Source organism: Allobosea sp. P4_E12, from assembly GCF_056401655.1.
The window spans coordinates 239836-261235 of the sequence record NZ_JBFUIY010000005.1; the positions used below are offsets into that span (position 1 = coordinate 239836).

Genomic DNA, 21400 nt, shown 5'->3' on the forward strand with positions numbered 1-21400 from the left:
TCATCGCTCAGAACCTGTTCTTGGCTTCACGAAGGGCGGCGAAGACCTTGCCGGGTTCACCCCCGGCAAGGCCGGCAGAGGTTGCGAGCGCGGCTTGTCCGGCGCGGAAGAAGGGGTTGGTGGCCTTTTCCTCGCCGATCGTGGTCAGCGCCCAGAACCGCCCGGCCGCCTTGGCCGCTTCGGCCTCGGCGAGCCTGGTCTTCAGCACGGCATTGGCGGGATCCACGGACACCGCGAAACGGGCGTTGGCGAGGGTGTAGTCGTGCCCCGTGATCAGCTGGGTGTCGTCGGGCAGGGTCATGATCCGCGACAGCGACGTCCACATGGCGGGCAACTGCCCGGGCTGAACGCGTCCGCAACCCATGACGAAGACGACATCGCCTACGAGCGCGAGCCGGGTCTGCTCGCCGACAAAGGTCAGATGCCCATCGGCGTGGCCGGGCGTGTGCCAGACGTCGAAGACGAAGCCTCCGAGTGGAACCCGATCGCCTTCGCCGACGACGGTGTCGACGGGGGCAGCGTCCCGGGCGTCCGCGGGGCCGTAGACTGTCGCGCCCGTGGCTTGCTTGAGCGCGGCGACGCCCTGGACATGGTCGAAATGGGAATGGGTGATGAAGATGTCGGAGATGGCCCAGCCCTTCTCCTCGGCTGCGGCCAGCACCTCCTTTGCGTCGGGGACGTCGACCGCCGCGCAGGCATGGGTCGCGGGATCGCGAATCAAGGCGCCGGCATTGTCGCTCAGCGTGCGGAAGATATGGATGTCGAGGGACATGGAAGGCTCCTGGCGCGGGAAGCGAAGGATAACCGCCGGGAGGCGATCAGCGCATCATGAATTGGGGCATGACCGGCACGCGATCAAGCATGGCCGTGTGCTGCCCGAGCAGAACCCGGTGCCCTTGCGTCGGCGCCACCGCCGGTCCATTTCATGTTCATGGCTCTCGACGTCGTCGACCTTCGCGCCTTCTATGCCAGTCCCCTCGGCCATGTCGCCCGGCGCTTCATCGGCCGGGCGATGCTGCGTTTCTGGCCGGATTGCGGACGCCAGCGCCTGCTCGGCCTGGGTTTCTGCACCCCCTACCTGACGGTGCTTGGCGCCAATGCCGAGCGCGTGCTCGCCTTCATGCCGGCGGCGCAAGGCGTGGTGAACTGGCCGTCGGAAGGTCTCTCGGCCTCGGCCTTGGTCGAGCCGACGCTGCTGCCCTTGCCGACAGCCTCGGTCGATAGGGTCGTGCTGGTTCATGCTCTTGAGGAGACAGAGAGCCCCGACGACCTGCTCGACGAGGTGGCGCGCGTGCTCAGTCCCGGTGGCCGCATGCTCGTCGTCGCGCCCAATCGCCGTGGGCTCTGGGCCCGGATGGACGGAACGCCCTTCGGTCACGGCCGCCCGTTCAGCCGCTCACAGCTCGAATCGCTGATGCGCGGCGCGACTTTCGCTCCGGAGAACTGGGCCGAGGCGCTCTATGTGCCCCCGCTCAAACGCAAGCTGTTCATGCGCTCCGCCCCAGCCTGGGAGCGGGTTGGCTCGGGGCTGTCGCTGCCCTTCGCTGGCGTCCATGTCATCGATGCGACCAAGCAGTTCTATCGCCGGGCGCCGCTGCGTGCGACGCGGCGCAGTTTTGCCTTTCGTCCCGTCCTGCTGCCCCAGCCCACCCCGACGCCACGATTGGGCGAAACGCCGGACAAGCGCCCGGCGGGTTGACAATCACAGCGTGGCACGGCCAAGGTCCGCCGCTTTTCGGGCCCCGGTCTTCCGTCTCCCCCTGCGGATCGACGGCCCCGCCCCAGAACTGGATCACAATGCGTAGCTATCTTGATTTCGAGAAACCGGTCGCCGAGCTTGAGGCGAAGGCGGATGAATTGCGTGCCCTGGATGCAAAGGGGGACGGCTATTCTCTGTCCGAGGAAATCGGAAAGCTCGATGCCAAGGCAAACCAGGCGCTCAAGGACCTCTATGGCGCCCTGACGCCCTGGCAGAAGACGCTGGTCGCCCGGCATCCGCAGCGGCCGCATTTCATCGATTACTGTGCGGCGCTGATCACCGAATTCACGCCGCTTGCGGGCGACCGCGCCTTCGGCGAGGACGAGGCGATCGTCGGCGGTTTCGGGCGCTTCCGCGGCCAGCCGGTCTGCGTGATGGGGCAGGAGAAGGGCAACAGCACCGAGACCCGCATCCGGCACAATTTCGGCATGCCGAAGCCTGAGGGCTATCGCAAGGCCGTTCGTCTGGCCGAGCTCGCCGACCGTTTCGGCCTGCCGGTTCTGAGCTTCGTCGACACCGCCGGTGCCTATCCGGGGATCGAGGCCGAGGAGCGCGGGCAGGCGGAAGCGATTGCGCGCTCGACCGAGGCATGGCTCGGTCTGCGCAGCCCGAGCGTCGCGCTGGTGATCGGCGAGGGCGGATCAGGCGGCGCCATCGCCATCGCTGCCGCGAGCCGCGTGATGATGATGGAACATGCGATCTATTCGGTGATCTCGCCGGAGGGCGCTGCCTCGATTCTCTGGCGCGATACGGCACGCGCGCAGGACGCCGCGACCGGCATGAAGATCACGGCGCAGGACCTGCTGAAGTTCGGCATTATCGACCGGATCGTCAGCGAGCCCACCGGAGGGGCGCATCGCGATCCCGAGATGGCGATTTCGCGCGCTGGCGATGCGATCGCAGCTGCCCTGTCCGATCTCGCGGGCCTCTCGGCCGAGCAGGTCGTCGCCCAGCGCGAGGAGAAATTCCTCGCGATCGGCCGCAGCCTTTGAGCTTCGCAATCCCGCTGTTTACGCTTCCTTTACCGTATGGCCAGATCTGACCCCCTTGTGGTAAGGAACGGTCAAGCCTAACGCTTCACAACCATGATGAGCGGCACGATTTTGCCGTCTTGAGCATAGAAGGTCGGCGACGACCGCTTGATCAATGGGATCGACGACGTGGCAGCAAGACACATCGCCCTCGTGGCGCTCGTTGCTTTGACCCTGGGCGCCTGCGAAGAGGAGCGGTATCGCGGCTCTGCGCGCCATAACATCCCGATCCCATCGGCGACCTATGCGCTGATGTCCGAGAAGGGCATGAGCAAGGATCAGCCGATCCTGATCCGCTCCTACAAGAAGGAGTCGGAGCTCGAGGTCTGGAAGCGCAAGGGCGATGGCCGCTACGAGTTGCTGAAGACCTTCCCGATGTGCCGCTGGTCCGGCCAGCTCGGTCCGAAGGTCCGCGAAGGCGATCGCATGGCGCCGGAGGGCTTCTATGCCATCTCCCCGGGGCAGATGAACCCGAATTCGTCCTATTATGTCTCGTTCAACATGGGCTATCCCAATGCCTATGACCGGTCCCATGGGCGCACCGGCGCGCATTTGATGGTTCATGGCGCCTGCTCCTCGGCGGGCTGCTATTCGATGACCGACGATCAGATCGGCGAGATCTATGCGCTGGTGCGCGAAGCACAGGGCGCCGGCCAGAAGTCCGTGCAGATGCAGGCCTTCCCCTTCCGGATGACGCCGGAAAACCTCGCCAAGCACCGGCTCGACCCCAATATCGCCTTCTGGAAGAACCTGAAGGAAGGCTCGGACTATTTCGAGGTCGCCAAGGACGAGCCGAGCGTCGGTGTCAGTGGCGGCCGCTACGTCTTCAACGGCGGCAATTTGGGCGGGGCCGTGGCGCAGAAGCGCCAGCAGGACGAGGTCCAGGTTGCGGCGCTGGTGGCGAAGGGCACGCCGGCGGTGAAGCTGATCTATGATGACGGAGACCAGCACAGTTCCTTCAAGCAGACGCTCGTCACGGGTGGGTCCGATTCGCTGAACAGGTCGGCATCCTGGGCTTCGCGGGACGTCGGCATCAGCCGCCCGGACGCGCTGACCGTTGGCCCGCGCGTCGTCGTGCTGGACGACAAGGGACGGACCAAGGCGACGGTGCGTGCGGTTTCGGCCGATAATGAGGCTGTCCTCGCGGCAGTTGCCGCCGCGCCGGCCGAAGTGGCGACGCCGGCTGCTGCTCCCGCTGTGGTGGTCAAGCCCGCCGCTGCGCCGGCCGCGGCTGTTGCCGCGACCCAGGTGGCCAAGGTCCTGCCGGGTGCTGCCCAGCAGGTGCCAGTCGTTGCCAGCGCGGTGCCGGCGGCCCCTGCCGTGGGCACCGTCGCTGATAACCGCCCCTTCTATCAGCGTGCGCTGAGCTTCGTGCCCTTGATCGGAGGCTCGGCGCAGCCTGTGGAGGCGCCTGTGGCCGCGCCAGTCGCTTCCGTCGTTCCGGCGAAGCCGACCAATGTGCGCACGCCGCTGCCGCCGCGTCGGGCAGACACGCTGCGCACGACGCAACTCGACCAGTCGAACGCTGCCTATTCGAGCCAGTCCGCGACCCGTTGAGTCTCCTTTGTCGCGCATTCGATGCGTGACAAAAATATCACCAGATCCTGACTTCCTCGCAGAAGCTCATTTTGACAGCGCAGATGCCGCCCGACAGGCGGCTTCTGCGATTTTCCTGTGCAGGATGCCAAAAAGCTCGTCTTGCTGAGAATCCGGTTCCATCGGCCTGATTGGGGCAGAAACGCGGCAATTCGCGCGCGGTTTCTGTCTTTTGACGGAGCTACTGATGGTTCTCGATCTGATACGTCTTCCGGCGACTGGCGCGGCGCTGTCGCTCGCCATGTTTGCTGGTGCGGCCCAGGCATCCGACCTGCCAAGCAAGAAGGGTCCGCCGCCGGCACCGGTTCCGCCGAGCATCACCTGGATCGATGCTGCGGTCAGCATCAAGGGCGTGACCGACTACGTTTTCCGCGGCATCTCGCAGACGGACCGCAAGCCCGGCGCCCAAGGCTCGGTGGAGCTGCAGTTCTATGACAACCTGTTCTATCTCGGCGTCTTCGGTGCCAATGTCGATCTCGCGACCAGCCCGCCCGCCGAGATCGACTTCTATGGCGGTATCCGTCCGAAATTCGGCCCGGTCACCTTCGACCTGGGCGTGATCCAATATTATTATCCGAATGAGAAGCGCTTCATCGACGGGCTCGGCGTGATCTGGACGCCGCGCAATACCGATTTCACCGAGCTTGCCGGCAAGGTCTCCTATAACTGGGAGGACAAGGCCACGCTCGGCGCCAATGTCTTCTATGCCTGGGACTGGCTCGGCACGGGCGCAACGGGCACCTACGCTTCGCTGACGGCCAAGTACAATCTGCCCTTCCTCGAGGGTCTCTCGGTCTCTGGAGAGTTCGGCCGCTACTGGCTCGGCACCACCAGCACCAACATCGCGTTCCCGACGCCGATCCGGCTGCCCGACTACAATTACTGGAATGCCGGCCTGTCCTACACCTACAAGAACCTGACCGCCGATCTGCGCTATCACGACACCAACCTGTCCAAGGCCAACTGCTTCCTGCTGACCTCCGATCCGCGCGGGATCACCCGAGGCAACGCGGGAGGCGGCTATAGCTCGAACTGGTGCAACCCGACCGTAGTCGGGACGCTCTCCTTCGACATCACGGCCAGCAGCGTCGGGGTCTTCGCGCCGAAGTGACGCCGCGCGATCATGCAGGACAAACGAAGAGGGCCGCTCGTGAGAGCGGCCCTTTTTCATATTCCGAAGCTTGAGGCCACCGGGGTGTCAGGCGAACTGCCCGTGGCAGTGCTTGAACTTCTTGCCGGAGCCGCACGGGCAGGGCTCGTTGCGGCCGACCTTGCCCCAGCTCGATGGATCGGTCGGGTCACGGTCCACAACCGCGACCTCGCCCTCTTCGACTGCGGCATATTGCAGGCCGCTGCCGCCGTAATCGCCGAAGGCGGGAGCAGGCAGGGTATCCTGGGGTGGCAGGATGCCATCCTCCGGCTGATCGAAGCGGACCTCGATGCGCATCAGGTTGCCGGTGACCTGCTCGCGCAGATGGCCGATCAACCCGTCGAAGAGCTCGAAGGCTTCCTGCTTGTACTCGTTCAGCGGGTCGCGCTGGGCATAGCCGCGCCAGCCGACAACCTGGCGGAGATGGTCGAGCGTGACGAGATGCTCGCGCCAGAGATGGTCGAGCGTCTGCAGCAGCACCTGCTTCTCGACATAGGTCATGACCTCTTCGGTGTTGCGGGCGATGCGCTCGGCATAGGCCAGGTCGGCCTGGGTGCGGATGCGTTCGCGGAGTTCCGCGTCGGCGATGCCTTCCTCCTTGGCCCAGTCCTCGATCGGCAAATCGAGATTGAGGAAGTTATGGACGTCTTCGCGCAGGCCAGCAGCATCCCACTGCTCTGCATAGGCCTCTTCGGGGATGCGGCGGGTTACGACGTCCTCGACGACGCCGTGGCGCATGTCGTCGATGGTCTCGCGCACGCTCGCCTGGCGCATGAAATCGCGGCGCTGCTCGAAGACGACCTTGCGTTGGTCGTTCATGACGTCGTCGTATTTCAGGATGTTCTTGCGGATGTCGAAGTTGCGCGCCTCGACCTTGCCCTGCGCCTTCTCGACGGCCTTGTTGATCCAGGGATGGACGATGGCCTCGTCCTCCTTGAGGCCGAGCTTCTGCAGCATTCCGTCCATGCGGTCGGAGCCGAAGATCCGCATCAGATCGTCCTGCAGCGACAGGAAGAATTTCGAGCGGCCCGGGTCACCCTGGCGGCCGGCACGGCCACGGAGCTGGTTGTCGATGCGCCGGCTTTCATGGCGCTCGGTGCCGACGATGTAGAGTCCGCCGGCCTTGAGCACGCGCTGCTTGAAGTCGGCGACCTCGGCGCGGATCGCCTTGGCCTTCTCGTCACGCTCGGGCCCTTCGGGCATGTCGCGCAGATCGTGCTGGATCCGCATCTCGGCATTGCCGCCGAGCWKGATGTCRGTGCCWCGRCCGGCCATGTTGGTGGCGAYGGTGATCGCCCCTGGGGCGCCGGCCTGGGCGACGATATAGGCTTCCTGCTCGTGGAAGCGGGCGTTCAGCACGGCGAAATACTTGGATGGCTTGCCCTGGCGGGCGGCCTCATAGATCGGCTCCAAAGCGTTCGGAGCGCTGAAATCGATCTGCTTGAAGCCTTCCTTGCTCAGCATTTCGGCGACGAGCTCGGAGCGCTCGATCGACGTGGTGCCGACCAGCATGGGCTGGCCATTGTCCTGCGAGGCCTTGATTTCGCGGATAACGCCACGGACCTTTTCCTCGAAGGTGCGATAGACCTCGTCATCCTCATCGAGGCGCGCGACGGGGACGTTGGTCGGGATCTCGAGCACTTCCAGCTTGTAGATCTGGAAGAACTCGTCAGCTTCCGTCGAGGCCGTACCGGTCATGCCGGCGAGCTTCGAATAGAGCCGGAAATAGTTCTGGAAGGTGATGGAGGCGAGCGTCGCGTTCTCGGGCTGGACCGTGACGTGCTCCTTGGCCTCCAGGGCCTGGTGCAGGCCCTCGGAGTAGCGCCGGCCGGGCATCATGCGGCCGGTGAACTCATCGATGATCACGACTTCGTCGTTGCGGACGATATAATCCTTGTCGCGGGTGAACAGCGAGTGGGCGCGCAGGGCCTGGTTGACGTGATGGACCAATGTGACGTTGGCCGCGTCGTAGAGATCGCCTTCCTTGAGCAGATCGGCCTGGCGCAGCAGCTCCTCGATATGCTCGTTGCCGGCCTCGGTCAGGGAGACGGCGCGCTGCTTCTCATCGACTTCGAAATCGGTCTTGACCAGCGAGGGGATGAGCTTGTCGATCATGACATAAAGATCGGACTTGTCGTCGAGCGGGCCGGAAATGATCAGCGGCGTGCGGGCTTCGTCGACCAGGATCGAATCGACCTCGTCGACGATCGCGAAATGGTGGCCGCGCTGCGACATCTGCGCGACGTCGTATTTCATGTTGTCGCGCAGATAGTCGAAGCCGAATTCGTTGTTGGTGCCGTAGGTGATGTCGCTGGCATAGGCGCGCTGGCGCTCGTCGTCATCGATGCCGTGGACGATGATGCCGGTGGTCAGGCCGAGGAAGTTGTAGAGCTTGCCCATCCATTCGGCGTCGCGGCGGGCGAGGTAGTCGTTGACCGTGACGACATGGACGCCCTTGCCTTCAAGCGCGTTGAGATAGGTCGGCAGCGTCGCGACCAGCGTCTTGCCTTCGCCGGTCTTCATTTCCGAGATCGCACCCTCGTGCAGCACGATACCGCCGATGAGCTGGACATCGTAGGGCCGCTGGCCGAGCACGCGCTTGGCAGCTTCGCGCACGGTTGCGAAGGCCGGCACGAGCAGATCGTCGAGCTTGGCGCCGTTCGCCAATTGCTGGCGGAATTCCTGAGTACGGGCCTGCAGCGCCTCATCGCTGAGGGCGGCGACTTCCTTTTCGAGGGCATTGATCGCAGCGACGCGAGGGGCATAGCCCTTGACGCGCCGGTCATTCGACGAGCCGAAGAGTTTCTTTGCGAGCGCGCCAAGCATGTCTGGCCTTCTTTCGGTGCCTGGCTCGCGGCGGCGCATGGTCATCATCCTGCGCCGACGGAAGCCGGATTATCTCAATTCGACCGCGTGTTTAGACGCGTGCGGGTGCGGGGTCCAGCGTCGCTTTTGCCGGAGCCGGCGCGCTGATCGTGAGGCATCGCTCGCCGGGATGTGGGGTTTTGCACCGCAGGTGCCAAGGGGATCGGTGGCGGGGATGTAAAAAGCGCCTGCGGATTACCGAAAAGCAATCTTCAGGCAACCTCTAAGTGGCTCAATCGCCTTGCCTTCGCCGTGTTCAACTGGCAGTGGAGCGCCAGCATTATTCTGGACATCAGCGAAAGGCCGTCCCGATGAAATTGTCCCGTTTCGCCATGCTGCCGCTTGGGCTTGCATTGGCCGGCGCACCGATGCTTGCCCTGCCGGCCTTCGCTCAGGCGGACAAGGTCGTGGCCAAGGTCGACGGAATCGCGATCACCGAGCGCGACATGACGCTTGCCAGCGAAGATCTGGGCGAACGCCTCGCGCAGCTCCCCGAAGACCGCAAGCGCGACGAGGTGATCAACTACCTCGTCGACCTCAAGCTTGGGGCCAAGGCTGCCGTAGCAGCCAAGATCGCGGAAGGGCCGGATTTCGCGTCGCGCCTCGCCTATTACCGCGAGAAGGTGCTGCTCGACGAGTATCTGACGCGCGAGGCCAAGAAGGCTGCGACGCCGGAAGCGGCGAAGAAGCTCTTCGAAGATACCGTCAAGGCCATGGCGCCCGAGGAAGAGGTGCATGCGCGCCACATCCTGGTCGAGGATGAAGCCAAGGCCAAGGACGCTGCGGCACGGGTGAAGAAGGGCGAGGATTTCGCCAAGGTCGCAGCCGAGCTCTCCAAGGATCCTGGTTCGGGCAAGGAAGGCGGCGATCTCGGCTGGTTCACGAAGGAGCGCATGGTTCCGCAGTTCTCGGAGGCTGCCTTCAAGCTCGAGAAGGGACAGATCTCGGAGCCGGTGCAGAGCCAGTTTGGCTGGCATGTCATCAAGGTCGAGGACAAGCGCTCCAAGCCGCTGCCCAAGTTCGAGGATGTCAAGCCGCAGATCGACCAGTATCTCGAGCGCAAGGCCCAGCAGGACATCGTGCTGGCGATGCGCGAGAAGGCCAAGGTCGAGCGGCTGGACAAGCCAGCCGAGAAGCCCGCGGACAAGCCGGCCGAGCCGAAGAAGCCCTGAACGGCTGATCGTTGCTCCGTTCCCGGGCCTGGCCCGGGAATTTCAGGGAGAATTACGACATGATGCCCGGGGCAAACCCGGGCATCATGCGTTTGGGCTCTGCATTTCCAACTCTTGTCTTCCGTCCGCTGCTGCGGCAAATCGGACGCCTCGTTTCAGGAGATGCTTCGATGGCTGGCAAGGATGTTCCCGTTTCCCCGCTCGCGCCGAAACGCCAGCCCAAGGTCCCGGCTGTGCCGGGCGTGCGCTTTGCCACCGCCGAAGCGGGCATTCGCTACAAGGGGCGAACGGATGTGGTCTTCATGCTGCTCGACGAGGGTACGCAGGCCGCCGGTGTCTTCACCCGCTCGAAATGCCCCTCCGCGCCGGTCGACTGGTGCCGGGAGAACCTGGCGCAAGGCAAGGCGCGGGCGATCGTCGTCAATTCCGGCAACGCCAATGCCTTTACCGGCCTCAAGGGCCGCGATTCCGTCAAGCTGACCGCCGAGATCGCCGCCAAGGCGGCCGGCTGCAAGCCGCAGGAGGTTTTCATCGCCTCCACAGGCGTGATCGGCGAGCCGCTGGATGCGACGAAGTTCGAGGGCGTCCTGAAGGACTGCGCCTCCCGCGCGGCGGACGGCCCGTGGATCGATGCGGCCAAGGCGATCATGACCACCGACACCTTCCCCAAGGCGCTCTCGCGTAAGGCGAAGATCGACGGGCATGAGGTGGTCATCGCCGGCATTGCCAAGGGCGCCGGCATGATCGCGCCCGACATGGCGACGATGCTCTCCTTCGTCTTCACCGACGCGCCGATTGCCGCGCCGGTGTTGCAGGCGCTGCTCTCCAAGGGCGTCAAGGGTTCGTTCAATGCCGTCACGGTCGACAGCGACACCTCGACCTCCGACACGCTGATGCTGTTCGCCACGGGGAAGGCGGCGGCGCGCGGCGTGCCGGAGATCACCGAGGTCAATGATGCACGCCTCTCCGGCTTCAAGCGTGCGCTCAATGCATTGCTTCTCGAGCTGTCCCATCTCGTCTGCAAGGACGGCGAAGGTGCGCGGAAATTCGTCGAGGTGCGGGTCACCGGTGCCACCTCCGCGCGCTCTGCCAAGCGCGTTGCGCTCTCGATCGCGAATTCGCCGCTGGTCAAGACGGCGATCGCCGGCGAGGACGCCAATTGGGGCCGCGTCGTCATGGCCGTCGGCAAGGCCGGCGAGCCGGCCGATCGCGACAGGCTCGACATCTCCTTCGGCGACATCACGGTCGCGAAGCAGGGCGCCCGTGCGCCGTCCTATGACGAGACCGCCGTCTCCGACTACATGAAGGGCGACGACATCGTCATCACGGCCGATCTCGGGCTGGGCCGGGGCAAGTCCACCGTCTGGACCTGCGATCTCACCAAGGCCTATGTCGAGATCAATGGCGATTATCGCTCCTGAGGCGACCGCTCCGGCTGAACCCAGCCGGAGCTTCATCGTCGGCAATCTGTTCCTCTGCTCGTTCTTCTGGGGCTGCAGCTTCCTGCTCATCAAGCTGATGAGCGGCGAGGTGCCGCCGCTGGCCGTCGCGGCGGGGCGCGGTCTGCTCGGGGCGACAGCGCTGGCCCTTTGGGTGAGCTTTCTCGGGCAGAGCCCATTGCCCCGGCGGCATGAACTCCGGCACTGGCTCGTGCTCGGCACCACCAATGGCTGGGTGCCGAATGTGCTCGTCGCCTATGCGCTGACGCAGCTCGCCAGCGGGCCTGCCGCGATGATCCAGGCCGCCGGTCCGCTGGTGACCGCGATCTTCGCGCATTTTCTCTTTGCGGAGGAGCGGCTTTCCGGCCGCCGTGTCCTTGGCGTCCTGCTCGGGATGGTCGGCGTCGCGATCCTGATCGGCCCACGCCTGGTCGCAGGCGGCGCGACTGCCTATGGCGTCGCCGCCATGGTCGGTGTGATGCTGGCCTATGCTGCCGGGAATCTCTATGTCCGTGCCGTGCCTGCCCCGGCCGGAAATCCCGCGCGCCTCGCGCTCGGCCAGCAGGTCGTCTCCGGGATTGTCGCGCTTGGGCTGACACTCGTCTTCATCGGGCCCGCCGGACTGCTTCCGATCCAGAATCACCTGCCTGTCATGCTAGCGCTCGGAGTCGCCTCGACGGCGGTCCCGATGGCGATCTTCATGAAGCTGATCCGTGCGGCGGGGCCGACGCGGGCGGCGATGACCGGCTATCTCGTTCCCACCGTCGCGACCGTCATGGGTGTGCTCATCCTTGGTGAAACACTGGAGCTGCGGCAGCTCGTCGGGGGCTGCATCATCCTCGTCGGGGTGTTTCTGGTCTCGACGGCACGACGGGTGAGGGAGGCCTGAGCCGCACCCGGGGGCGGCGCTTGCCTTGCTCCTCGGGGCCGAGCGTCCTCGCGAAGGAGATCCGGCCGCGAGGCGGATGCGCTCACCGGAACAGACGGTTCGGCCTATGACGCGGCCACCGTTGACGGTAAGGAGCGTGAGCCATCACCTCCTCTCCGGGGACCTGAGCCTTCGTGAAACTGCTTCTCGTTGTTGCCTGTGCACTGATCGATACCGACAACCGCGTTCTCGTCACGCAGCGTCCGGAGGGCAAGTCGCTTGCCGGACTGTGGGAATTCCCCGGCGGCAAGCTCGAAGCGGGGGAGCGGCCGGAGCCGGCGCTGATCCGCGAGCTGTCTGAGGAACTCGGCATCAGCGTGAAAGAGGACTGCCTGGCGCCCCTGACCTTCGCGAGCTACGCCTATCCGGAATTCCACCTGCTGATGCCGCTCTATATCTGCCGGCGTTGGGAAGGTGCGGTCGTCTCGGCAGAAGGTCAGGCGCTGAAATGGGTGCGGCCCGGCAAGCTGCGGGATCTCGCCATGCCGCCGGCCGACGAGCCGCTGATCCCGCACCTGATCGATCTCTTGGGGGCGTGACGGGCTGTTCGAGGCCGCTTCAGGCCCGGGAGAGGACCTTCTGGAAACAGGTCGACTGCGTGTCGGTATAGCCGAGGTGCTCGTAGAACTGCTTGACCCTGGCGTTGTCGCCGCGGACGAGCAGGTTCAGCTTCCACACCCCACGTTCGGCGAGCCAGTGCTCGGCCGCGTCCATGATGCGGCGGCCAAGGCCCTGGCCCTGATGCTCCGGATCAGCCGCGACGTAGTAGACCCAGCCGCGATGTCCATCCTCGCCGACCATCACCGTTGCGACGATCGTGCCGTCCAGCACTGCGACCAGGACGGTCGAGTGCGAATCACGGCGAGCAAAGGCGATATCGGTTTCAGGGTCGTTCCAGGGGCGCGCGACGCCGGCGGCGCGCCAGAGAGCGCTGACCTGTTCGACGTCATCATCGCCGATATCGCGGATCAAGAGTGAGTCCGTCACGCGCTACCCCTCGGTTCAGGCACTTGGCTCTCGTGTCTGCATCGGCTTTCCGGAAAACCGCAATCCACTTTTCGGGCCGATGCTTTAGCGATCCGCGACCAATTCCAACGTCACGATCAAGGCCTCCCGCGTCAGCTCCGCCATTGGCATCTGCGCCTTGTAGGCCCTGGTCTTCTCACCGGGGTTCATCACCAGGATCACCGTCTCGGTGCCGGGGCAGGCGGGGTCTGCACAGAGGATCTCGTTGACGGCGATCGCGGCCCGCTCCGGCAGGTCGAGGAGGTCCCGGGTCTCGGCCTTGATCCGGGTGGCCGCTTCCGAAGCGACGGCCTTGCCCGCAGGGTCCTTGCCGAAGAGGCCGAAGCGCATCGCTCAGGTCGGCAGGGTCAGGATGCCGGCCGCACCATCCTCGGCGCCGAAGGCGAGGCGCTTGCCAAGCTTGTCCCAGGCGAAGGCCGTGATACCGCTGGCCTTGAGCGGAGGGCGCACCAGCAGCTCGGAGGCATCGGTCAGCCGGACCAGCAGGATGCAGCCATCGTCATAGCCGACGGCCAGCACGAGCGCCTTGGGGTGGAAGGCGACGCGGGTGATCTTGGCATGGCGCGCGCCGCACTCGCGCGGGGCCTTGCCCGTCGGGCCTTCGCCCTGGAAGGGCCAGATGATGGCCGCATCCGCGCCGCTGGAGGCGAGCCAGAGCCCGTCATGCGACCAGGACAGCGAGCGTGGCTTTGCCGGATAGCCTGTCATGCGCATATGCGTCGGCTTGTCGCCGAGGCGCCAGCCATGCAGCGCGTTCTCCTGCATCGACGAGACGACGAAGCGGCCGTCGGCGGACCAGGTCACGTCGAGATGCGACCCCTTCCATTCAAGGAATTCAGGCTTCGCTTCGGTGTTCGGATACCAGAGCGAGACGCCGTTCATCTGCGCGACGGCGAGCCTGTACCCCTTAGGTGCAAAGACGAGGCCCTGCGGCGTCGAGGCGAAGTCGAAGGACCGGAGCTTGCCCTTGTCGTCGCGGGCATGGACGGTCTTTCCGGTGTTCCAGGCGATGGCACCCGAGCCTGAGAACGTCACGGCATCGATCCAGCGCCGCTTGGGATCACGGTAGATCTCGACCGGCTCACCCTCGGCCGCCGTGGCGACGACACGTCCGTCATCGCCGCCGCTGATCAGGCGCTCGCCAGCGGAGCAGGCGGAGAGGATACCGCCAGCATGGGCGTCAATGCTCTCGGCCTCACCGTCACGCCAGCGCAGCACGCGCCCGTCGGCGAGCGCGAACACCAGCGTCTGCTTGAGCCATGAAGCCGAGACGACATGCTCGCCGGCCGTGACCGGGACGACATGCTCGCGGAGCGAAACGGGTTTTGTCTGCGTGTCCATGGCGTGGCTTTAGCTCACGCCGCGCAGGCCATAAACCCCTTGCGCAACTCGTTCTCGTCGAGATCGCGGCCGATGAAGACGAGACGCGATTCACGCTTCTCGTCTGCCTTCCAGTCACGCTGCAGATCGCCGTCGAGAATCATGTGCACGCCCTGGAAAACGAAGCGGCGCGGCTCGTTCTTGAAGGACAGGATGCCCTTGGAACGCAGGATGTTCGGACCCTGCGCCTGAGAGATGTCGTTGATCCACGGCATGAATTTGTCGGGATCGACATCGCCGGGGATCGTGAACGACATCGAGCGCACATCATCGGAATGATGATGGTGATGGCCGGACTCGAGAAAGTCGGGCTCGATGTCGAGAATCCGATCGAGATCGAAGGCGTTGCGGTCGAGCAGCTTGTCGATCGCGACGTCGCAGCGGGTCGCCTTGTGCAGCTTGGCATAGGGGTTGATCGCGCGGATCGCCGCCTCGACCCCGGCCAGTTCTTCGGCCGTGACCAGATCGGTCTTGTTGAGAATGATGACGTCGGCAAAGGCGATCTGGTTCTTCGCCTCGGGAGCATCCTTCAGGCGGTCCTTCAGCCATTTGGCGTCGGTCACGGTGACGACGGCGTCGAGCTTGGTCGCATCGCCGACATCCTGGTCGACGAAGAAGGTCTGTGCGACGGGGGCCGGGTCGGCGAGGCCGGTGGTCTCGACGATGATCGCGTCGAACTTGCCCTTGCGCTTCATCAGCCCGTCGAGGATGCGGATCAGGTCGCCGCGGACGGTGCAGCAGATGCAACCGTTGTTCATCTCGAAGACTTCCTCGTCGGCGCCGACGACGAGGTCGCCATCGATGCCGGCCTCGCCGAACTCGTTGACGATCACGGCGAACTTCTTGCCGTGGTCTTCGGTGAGGATGCGGTTGAGGAGCGTGGTCTTGCCGGCTCCGAGATAGCCGGTGAGCACGGTAACGGGGATCTTTTCAGACATGGGACGACCTGATTGCTGCCGAGTGCCGCTCGTCAGCGCAGCTTACGCTGCGCCTGTGCCGAGCGCCTTTTCGATCTGCCTTATATTGTGTCGCATCATCTCGATGTAAGTCCCGGCAGGGCCGGATGCGGTCGAGAGTGCATCGGAGTAGAGCCGGCCGCCGATCTTGGCTCCGGTTTCGCGCGCGATCTGCTCGATCAACCGGGGATTGGTGATATTCTCGAGGAAGACCGCCGGAATTTTCTGCGCCTTAACCTGGCGAATGATGCGCGCCACGTCCCTGGCCGAGGCTTCAGCCTCGGTCGAAACACCCTGTGGCGCCACGAATTCAATGCCATAGGCCCTGACGAAATAACCAAAGGCATCGTGCGACGTGATGGCCTTGCGTCGGTCGACCGGGATGCGGGCTACGGCAGCCTGGATCTCGCCTTGAAGTCCATCGAGCTTGCCGAGATAGGCCGCGGCATTGGCCTCGTAAGCCACCTTGCCGGCAGGGTCGGCCGCGCTCAGCGCATCGCGGATATTCGCGACATAGAGCCTGGCGTTGACGACGCTCTGCCAGGCATGAGGGTCGTCCCGGCCCGCATGATCATGGCCGCCCGACTTGCCGTGGTCATGATCGTCGTCCTGCAGCTTCAGGGGAGAGATTGCCCGCGTCGCCGTCACGACGGTTGCGCTCGTGCCGGAGGACTTGATCAGCCGGGACAACCAGCCTTCGAATTTGAGCCCGTTGATCAGGACCAGCTTCGCCGCCGCCACGCTCTTCGCATCGGCCGGCGTCGGCGAATAGACATGCGCATCGCCATCAGGGCCGACGAGAATCGTCACCGCGACGCGTTCGCCGCCGATCTCCCTGGCGAAGTCGCCAAGGATCGAGAAGCTCGCAACGACCGGCAGTTTCTCCTGGGCACGCGCGATCAGCGGCGCGGCCGAGAGGGCCAGTCCCGCGGTGAGCCCGGCGATGAGGCAACGACGATTCAACATGCGGCTCTCCAGCGAATAATGAAACACTATAACATTACTAACGTTGGAGATGGGACCGAGGCAAGAGCCGGCGTGCGAGCCCGCCCTGCGTGCCGAACAGGAGTGAGCCGAGATAGAGTGCGCCGGCGGACAGGATGACGGCTGGGCCCGCGGGAAGATTGCTGCCGGCCGAGTATGAGACAACCAGCCCGGCATAGCCGGACAGGATACCGAAACCGGAGGCGAGCAGGATCAGTCGCGTGATGTCGGCTGTCCAGAAGCGCGCTGCGGCAGCAGGCAGCATCATCAGGCCGACCGCAAGCAGGGTGCCGAGCGCATGGAAACCGGCGACCAGATTGAGCACGACGAGGCCAAGGAAGGTGAGATGCACGACACCGCCGGAGCGGCTGACCGAGCGCAGGAAGCCCGGATCGACGCATTCGAGCACGAGAGGGCGATAGGCCAAGGCCAGCGTGACCAGGGTCAGTGTCGCGACACTCGAAAGCAGCACCAGCACATCGTCATCCAGCGCCAGCACATTGCCGAACAGGACATGGAAAAGGTCGACCGCCGAGCCGCGCAGCGAGACGATGGTGACGCCGAGCGCCAGTGAGATCAGGTAGAAGGCGGCAAGCGAGGCATCCTCCTTCATCACGGTCAGCCGGGCGACCGCGCCGGCCGCCAGCGCGACGGCAAAGCCGGCGACGAGGCCGCCAATCGTCATGGCTGGCAGCGAGAACCCGGCGACGAGATAGCCGATGGCAGCGCCGGGCAGGATCGCATGTGCCATGGCGTCGCCGGTCAGGCTCATGCGTCGCAGCATCAGGAAGACGCCGATCGGCGCGCCGGAGACGGCGAGCGCGAAGACGCCGACAAGGGCCCGGCGCATGAAGTCGAATTCGGCGAAGGGGCCGATGAAAATATCGTGGAGCATCGGCGTGCCAGGTTTGCGGAAGGTTCAGGCCGCGTCGCGGTCGCAGGCGGGCGCATGGCTGTCGAAAGCCTCGACCATGCGCCGGGCCTTGAGCTGGTTTTCAGGCGTCAGGACGTCGTTGGTCGCGCCCCAGGCGACAGCCTCCCGGGCCAGCAGCAGCGTCTCGGGGAAGGCGCGTTTCACCGTCTCGATATCGTGGAGGACGGCAACCACGGTGCGCGCCTCGCCATGCCAGCGTTGAACCAAGGCGAGCAGATCGGCCGTGGTCCGAGCATCGATGGCGGTGAAGGGTTCGTCGAGCAGAATGATATCGGCGTCCTGCAGCAGCAGGCGGGCGAAGAGCGCGCGCTGCATCTGGCCGCCGGAGAGATTGCCGATGGGGCGGCGCTCGAAGCCGGTCAGGCCGACGGCGGCGATCGCTTCCTCGATCCTGGTCCTCGCTCCAAAGCCGATGCGGCCGAAGATRCCGGCCTTGCCCCACAGCCCCATGGCAACGAGATCGTAGACATGGATTGGGAAGGAACGATCGAGCTCCGCTGATTGCGGGAGATAGGCGAGGCGCTTGCCGCGGGCGAGAGTCAGGTGCCCGTCGAGCGGGGTCAAGGCACCGGCAATGGCCTTCAGCAGCGTCGATTTTCCGGCGCCATTCGGTCCGACGATCGCAGTCAGGCTTCCGGCGGCGATTTCGCCGGAGAGGTGATGAACCGCCGGGTGACGGTCATACCCGAGCGTGAGGTCATCGAGGCGAATGGCGGGCACGAAGGGCAGCTTTCGTCAGGAGATGACTGCAAATGTGGCAAGCCAGAGCAAGGCGATGATGCCGAGCGCGAGCCCGAGCCGACCCGCCGCCGAAAGGCGCAGCAGCGACCAGCCCGGATCTTCCGAGAGGGCAGCGGCTGCGGGGCGGTGCGAATGGCTCATGGGTGAATGATATAATGTTACGCGATCTCCGGAGCAAGCGAGATCGCGATTGTTGTCGGCTTCCGGCCGTGGCGTTATCCACCATGGTCAATGGCAGCAGAACCGGAGCGCGCGCGTGAGTGGTGACCGAGTGACCTTCAGAGCCGTCCGTGACGGCGTCGTCACGGAAATTCCGGCCGATGCGATCGAGATCGGCCTGCCTGACGGGCTGAGTTTCCGCATCATGGCCTTTGCCGGCCGCAAGGGGGCCGCGGCGCTGCACATGCCGGCCGATCATCCGGATGCGCCGAGTTTCGACGTGTTCAACGTCGAGCCCGGCGCCGCCAATACCCTGTTCGTGTCAGTGGAGCGGGTGCGCAAACGCCAGATGGAGGGCTGAACCAGTTCCCGCTCAGAACGGCAGATACTGGTACAGCCAGGTTTCGGTCAGGACGGTGTCGCCGCCGCGCAGGAAGCAGCGCATCTCGACCGGATCCGCTCCCTCGACCGTCAGGTCGAATTGCGCGCGCCAATGGCCGGGCACGTCGTTCGGCACGGCCTCGGCGAAGACATAGGAGAACGCGCCGCGCGAGGCCGAGAGCACGACCTCGGGCTTCACGCCGAAGGGAATGTTCTCCAGCACCGGGCCTTTGAACTCGACCATGAATTTGCGCACGCCCTTCGGCCGGGTGGTCCCGGGCTGGCCGCCATTGCCGAGCCGTGTCGCGACGACGCGGCCGAGCGGCGAGGGGAAGGGCTCGTCCGCGAGCCAATGCAGCTTGTAGTGGAACTCGTAGGCGGCCCCGGCCTTGGCGGGACCCTCGGGCACCCACATCGCGACGATATTGTCGTGAATCTCGTCGTCGGTCGGGATCTCGATGAGCTGAACGGCGCCTTTGCCCCATTGGCCGATCGTCTCGATCCAGAGGCTGGGGCGGCGCTCGTAGAAGACGCCGTCGAGATAATGACCGACCTCGCGGTCGCGCTGCATCAGGCCGAAACCGCGCGGATTGTTGTCGACGAAGGACGAGGCTGTGGTGCGGCTGGGGTTGTTGAGGGGGCGCCAGGCGCGCTCTCCGGAGCCGGTCCAGAGCGCGAGGCCGTCGGAATCATGCACTTCGGGGCGCCAGTCGACGGCGGTCGATTTCGCGGTCTCCGAATACCAGTACATCGAGGTCAGGGGCGCGATGCCGAGCCGGGCGACGTCATTGCGCAGGAAGATCGCCTTCTCGATCTCCATGTCGACGCCCTTGCCTCTATGCATCCGGAAGCGATAGGCGCCGGCGACGCTGGGGCCGGAGAGCAGGGCATAGACAACGACGTACTCGGCCGAGGCCTGCGGCGTCTCCAGCCAGATATGGGTGAAATCCGGAAACTCTTCAGGCTTGCCGCCGACGGCCGGATCGATGGCAAGGCCGCGGGCAGACAGGCCATATTGATAGAGTTCGCCGATGGCGCGGAAATAGGAGGCGCCGAGGAAGGCGACCCAGTCATTCTTCTGCCAGTCGAGCTTCTCGCCCTTGCGGCCGGGATGTCCGGAGCGGCTCTCCTGGAAGCGGAAACCCGCGAAACCCGCTCCCGCCGGCAATTGGCGCGCCGGTGAATCCGCCGGCATCTCGAAATAGCTCTCGTCATAGACGATCTCGCGCGCCTTGCCGCTGTCCAGGACATGCATGCGCACCGGCTTCTGGAAGTAGCGGCCGAGATGGAAGAAGGTCACCGGCCAGGGCGAGGGACCGTTCGCCCACAAGGCCATCTCCGGCTTGAATTTGATCTTGCCATGGGCGTCGTAATCGATCCGCGCCAAGATATCGGCGCGCGGCGGCGGGGGCGGCGCATAAGGCTTGTTCGCGAGGTCGCGGGCGCGCGCCTTCAGCCCTTCGAAGCTGAACGCCTCAGCCTCGCCGAGCTTCAGCCCCTGCTGCGCCAGGGCTGCCGGTGCGAAGCCGAGCGCGGCGAGCGCCGCCGTGGCGCTTGCGCCGGCGAGCAGCGTGCGGCGGTCCAGGGAAGGCGATTTCGTGCGGGCTTGCATGGTTGGACGGATCTCGGAACGCTTCTGAGGGAATATTGTCCGGGCTAACCTGTCCAAAGGGCAAGGGCAACCAGGCTCGGGAGCCTGCCGGATGCACCGGAAAAATGGCGAAAGCGTCACGGGCGCGCGGCGGAGCTGCCCCGGCAATGCATTTCCTGGGCTTTCCTTGTCTCAACGGGCCGTTCTACAAGGGTTAAAGCCCGGCCGCTCGTGCTGGGAACTAAGGTTCTGGGAGGATCCATGAAGACGCTGTTTCGCGGCCGGTCTCTGGCCGGTATCGCTACCGCCTTGCTGATCGCCGCTGCTCCTGCGGGCGCTCGCGCGCAAGAGTTCGTCAACGTGCTGACCGGAGGCACCTCCGGCGTCTATTATCCGATGGGCGTTGCCCTCTCGAAGATCTACGGCGAGAAGATTCCGGGCACCCGCCCGACGGTGCAGGCGACCAAGGCATCAGTCGAGAACCTCGTGCTCCTGCAGCAGGGGCGTGGCGAACTCGCCTTCACGCTCGGCGATTCCCTCGATGCGGCCTGGAAGGGCGATGAAGATGCCGGCTTCAAGAGCCCTCTGAAGAAATTGCGCGGCATCACCGCGATCTATCCGAATTTCGTGCAGATCGTCGCGTCCAAGGAAAGCGGCATCAAGACGCTCGCCGATCTCAAGGGCAAGCGGCTTTCGGTGGGAGCCCCGAAATCCGGCACCGAGCTGAATGCGCGCGCGATCCTCGCGGCGGCAGGCCTGGCCTACAAGGACCTTGGCAAGATCGAGTATCTGCCCTTCGCCGAATCGGTCGAGCTGATGAAGAACCGCCAGCTCGACGCGACGCTTCAGTCGGCGGGCCTCGGCGTGGCCTCCATCCGCGATCTCGCATCCTCGGTCGAGATCGTCGTCGTCGAAGTGCCGAAGGCGGTCATCGACAAGGCCGGAGCGCCTTTCGTCAGCGCGACCATTCCCGCCAACACCTATGGCGGCCAGGCGGCCGCGGTGAACACGGCGGCAGTGGTGAACTACCTCGTCACTCATGAGGGGGTGAAGGAGGAGCTCGTCTACCAGATGACGAAGAATATCTTCGATAATCTCGGGGAACTTGGCGCAGCGCACTCGGCCGGCAAGGCGATCAAGCTCGAGAGCGCGCTCGAGGGCATGCCGGTGCCGCTGCATCCGGGCGCGGCGCGCTATCTGAAGGAAAAGGGCCTCAAGGTCGGGTCCTGATCAGCTCTCGCATTTAACTCTCCCGGCGCTGGCCTTCGGGCAGGCGGCGCCGGCGCATGCGCACGCCATTGGGGATAT

Annotated in this window: 21 protein-coding genes; 10 read left to right on the forward strand and 11 right to left on the reverse strand. The window is 64.9% G+C overall.

Features of this window, described 5'->3' with window-relative positions; translation table 11 throughout:
- Positions 1-7 precede the first annotated feature (7 nt).
- Positions 8-772 (reverse strand): hydroxyacylglutathione hydrolase, encoded by a 765-nt coding sequence (gene gloB / locus AC1DW9_RS08420; RefSeq protein WP_441487856.1) that lies wholly within the window; start codon positions 770-772, stop codon positions 8-10.
- Positions 773-931: 159 nt separating this feature from the next.
- Here gloB and AC1DW9_RS08425 point away from each other — a divergent pair, with 159 nt between their 5' ends.
- The 4 genes from AC1DW9_RS08425 (at position 932) to AC1DW9_RS08440 (ending at position 5497) form a co-directional block, all read left to right on the forward strand.
- On the forward strand, positions 932-1699 hold the full coding sequence (locus AC1DW9_RS08425; protein ID WP_441488330.1) for a class I SAM-dependent methyltransferase: 768 nt from the start codon (positions 932-934) through the stop codon (positions 1697-1699).
- A 98-nt stretch (positions 1700-1797) separates the two neighbouring features.
- Positions 1798-2751: an acetyl-CoA carboxylase carboxyltransferase subunit alpha gene (locus AC1DW9_RS08430; protein WP_441504299.1), complete on the forward strand. Its 954-nt coding sequence runs from the start codon at positions 1798-1800 to the stop codon at positions 2749-2751.
- 168 nt (positions 2752-2919) lie between these two features.
- Entirely contained in the window at positions 2920-4347 is a 1428-nt protein-coding gene (locus tag AC1DW9_RS08435) for a L,D-transpeptidase family protein (protein WP_476775338.1), read from the forward strand.
- Positions 4348-4573: 226 nt separating this feature from the next.
- Entirely contained in the window at positions 4574-5497 is a 924-nt protein-coding gene (locus tag AC1DW9_RS08440; protein WP_441487859.1) for a TorF family putative porin, read from the forward strand.
- 87 nt (positions 5498-5584) lie between these two features.
- Here AC1DW9_RS08440 and secA read toward each other — a convergent pair whose 3' ends face one another.
- Entirely contained in the window at positions 5585-8362 is a 2778-nt protein-coding gene (gene secA / locus AC1DW9_RS08445; RefSeq protein WP_476855069.1) for a preprotein translocase subunit SecA, read from the reverse strand.
- 350 nt (positions 8363-8712) lie between these two features.
- On the opposite strand from secA, the gene AC1DW9_RS08450 reads away from it, so the two are divergent.
- The 4 genes from AC1DW9_RS08450 to mutT all read left to right on the forward strand — a co-directional run bounded on the left by AC1DW9_RS08450 (position 8713) and on the right by mutT (position 12479).
- Positions 8713-9573 (forward strand): peptidylprolyl isomerase, encoded by an 861-nt coding sequence (locus AC1DW9_RS08450; protein WP_441487861.1) that lies wholly within the window; start codon positions 8713-8715, stop codon positions 9571-9573.
- Positions 9574-9743: 170 nt separating this feature from the next.
- Positions 9744-10994: a bifunctional glutamate N-acetyltransferase/amino-acid acetyltransferase ArgJ gene (argJ, locus tag AC1DW9_RS08455; protein ID WP_441487862.1), complete on the forward strand. Its 1251-nt coding sequence runs from the start codon at positions 9744-9746 to the stop codon at positions 10992-10994.
- Positions 10975-11901, forward strand: a complete 927-nt coding sequence (locus AC1DW9_RS08460) for a DMT family transporter (RefSeq protein WP_441504303.1) — start codon at positions 10975-10977, stop codon at positions 11899-11901. Before argJ ends, AC1DW9_RS08460 begins: the two co-directional genes overlap by 20 nt.
- A gap of 173 nt (positions 11902-12074) precedes the next feature.
- Positions 12075-12479, forward strand: coding sequence for an 8-oxo-dGTP diphosphatase MutT (mutT, locus tag AC1DW9_RS08465; protein WP_069879059.1), 405 nt, complete (start codon positions 12075-12077; stop codon positions 12477-12479).
- A gap of 19 nt (positions 12480-12498) precedes the next feature.
- Here mutT and AC1DW9_RS08470 read toward each other — a convergent pair whose 3' ends face one another.
- The 8 genes from AC1DW9_RS08470 to AC1DW9_RS08505 form a co-directional block, all read right to left on the reverse strand.
- Positions 12499-12927 carry a GNAT family acetyltransferase gene (locus AC1DW9_RS08470; protein WP_441487864.1) on the reverse strand — a complete coding sequence of 143 codons (429 nt, stop codon included), beginning with the start codon at positions 12925-12927 and terminating at the stop codon, positions 12499-12501.
- An 84-nt stretch (positions 12928-13011) separates the two neighbouring features.
- On the reverse strand, positions 13012-13296 hold the full coding sequence (locus tag AC1DW9_RS08475) for a hypothetical protein (protein ID WP_476775340.1): 285 nt from the start codon (positions 13294-13296) through the stop codon (positions 13012-13014).
- 3 nt (positions 13297-13299) lie between these two features.
- Positions 13300-14307 (reverse strand): WD40 repeat domain-containing protein, encoded by a 1008-nt coding sequence (locus AC1DW9_RS08480; protein WP_476775341.1) that lies wholly within the window; start codon positions 14305-14307, stop codon positions 13300-13302.
- Positions 14308-14321: 14 nt separating this feature from the next.
- Positions 14322-15284, reverse strand: a complete 963-nt coding sequence (locus AC1DW9_RS08485; RefSeq protein WP_069879062.1) for a CobW family GTP-binding protein — start codon at positions 15282-15284, stop codon at positions 14322-14324.
- Positions 15285-15326: 42 nt separating this feature from the next.
- Complete coding sequence (locus AC1DW9_RS08490; RefSeq protein WP_476775343.1) at positions 15327-16268, reverse strand: metal ABC transporter substrate-binding protein; 942 nt, start codon at positions 16266-16268, stop codon at positions 15327-15329.
- A 37-nt stretch (positions 16269-16305) separates the two neighbouring features.
- The gene (locus AC1DW9_RS08495; RefSeq protein WP_441487868.1) at positions 16306-17181 is read right to left on the reverse strand and encodes a metal ABC transporter permease; all 876 of its coding nucleotides are present in this window, start codon (positions 17179-17181) and stop codon (positions 16306-16308) included.
- Between the two features lie 24 nt (positions 17182-17205).
- On the reverse strand, positions 17206-17940 hold the full coding sequence (gene aztA / locus AC1DW9_RS08500; protein ID WP_476775344.1) for a zinc ABC transporter ATP-binding protein AztA: 735 nt from the start codon (positions 17938-17940) through the stop codon (positions 17206-17208).
- Positions 17941-17955: 15 nt separating this feature from the next.
- The gene (locus AC1DW9_RS08505; protein ID WP_441504308.1) at positions 17956-18102 is read right to left on the reverse strand and encodes a hypothetical protein; all 147 of its coding nucleotides are present in this window, start codon (positions 18100-18102) and stop codon (positions 17956-17958) included.
- A 115-nt stretch (positions 18103-18217) separates the two neighbouring features.
- Between AC1DW9_RS08505 and AC1DW9_RS08510 the strand changes: the two genes are divergently transcribed.
- A complete protein-coding gene (locus tag AC1DW9_RS08510) occupies positions 18218-18481 on the forward strand; it encodes a hypothetical protein (protein WP_141740062.1) in 264 nt (87 codons plus the stop codon).
- 12 nt (positions 18482-18493) lie between these two features.
- Here the strand turns inward: AC1DW9_RS08510 and AC1DW9_RS08515 are convergent, their stop codons facing one another.
- Positions 18494-20113, reverse strand: a complete 1620-nt coding sequence (locus AC1DW9_RS08515) for an OpgD/OpgG family glucan biosynthesis protein (RefSeq protein ID WP_476775345.1) — start codon at positions 20111-20113, stop codon at positions 18494-18496.
- 240 nt (positions 20114-20353) lie between these two features.
- Here AC1DW9_RS08515 and AC1DW9_RS08520 point away from each other — a divergent pair, with 240 nt between their 5' ends.
- On the forward strand, positions 20354-21322 hold the full coding sequence (locus AC1DW9_RS08520) for a TAXI family TRAP transporter solute-binding subunit (RefSeq protein WP_441487871.1): 969 nt from the start codon (positions 20354-20356) through the stop codon (positions 21320-21322).
- The last annotated feature ends 78 nt before the right edge of the window (positions 21323-21400 follow it).

Coding starts and splice junctions, on each gene's coding strand:
- gloB (WP_441487856.1), bottom strand. CDS start 772: ATGTCCCTCGACATCCATATCTTCCGCACGCTGAGCGACAATGCCGGC.
- AC1DW9_RS08425 (WP_441488330.1), top strand. CDS start 932: ATGGCTCTCGACGTCGTCGACCTTCGCGCCTTCTATGCCAGTCCCCTC.
- AC1DW9_RS08430 (WP_441504299.1), top strand. CDS start 1,798: ATGCGTAGCTATCTTGATTTCGAGAAACCGGTCGCCGAGCTTGAGGCG.
- AC1DW9_RS08440 (WP_441487859.1), top strand. CDS start 4,574: ATGGTTCTCGATCTGATACGTCTTCCGGCGACTGGCGCGGCGCTGTCG.
- AC1DW9_RS08450 (WP_441487861.1), top strand. CDS start 8,713: ATGAAATTGTCCCGTTTCGCCATGCTGCCGCTTGGGCTTGCATTGGCC.
- argJ (WP_441487862.1), top strand. CDS start 9,744: ATGGCTGGCAAGGATGTTCCCGTTTCCCCGCTCGCGCCGAAACGCCAG.
- AC1DW9_RS08460 (WP_441504303.1), top strand. CDS start 10,975: ATGGCGATTATCGCTCCTGAGGCGACCGCTCCGGCTGAACCCAGCCGG.
- AC1DW9_RS08475 (WP_476775340.1), bottom strand. CDS start 13,296: ATGCGCTTCGGCCTCTTCGGCAAGGACCCTGCGGGCAAGGCCGTCGCT.
- AC1DW9_RS08480 (WP_476775341.1), bottom strand. CDS start 14,307: ATGGACACGCAGACAAAACCCGTTTCGCTCCGCGAGCATGTCGTCCCG.
- AC1DW9_RS08485 (WP_069879062.1), bottom strand. CDS start 15,284: ATGTCTGAAAAGATCCCCGTTACCGTGCTCACCGGCTATCTCGGAGCC.
- AC1DW9_RS08490 (WP_476775343.1), bottom strand. CDS start 16,268: ATGTTGAATCGTCGTTGCCTCATCGCCGGGCTCACCGCGGGACTGGCC.
- AC1DW9_RS08495 (WP_441487868.1), bottom strand. CDS start 17,181: ATGCTCCACGATATTTTCATCGGCCCCTTCGCCGAATTCGACTTCATG.
- AC1DW9_RS08505 (WP_441504308.1), bottom strand. CDS start 18,102: ATGAGCCATTCGCACCGCCCCGCAGCCGCTGCCCTCTCGGAAGATCCG.
- AC1DW9_RS08515 (WP_476775345.1), bottom strand. CDS start 20,113: ATGCAAGCCCGCACGAAATCGCCTTCCCTGGACCGCCGCACGCTGCTC.
- AC1DW9_RS08520 (WP_441487871.1), top strand. CDS start 20,354: ATGAAGACGCTGTTTCGCGGCCGGTCTCTGGCCGGTATCGCTACCGCC.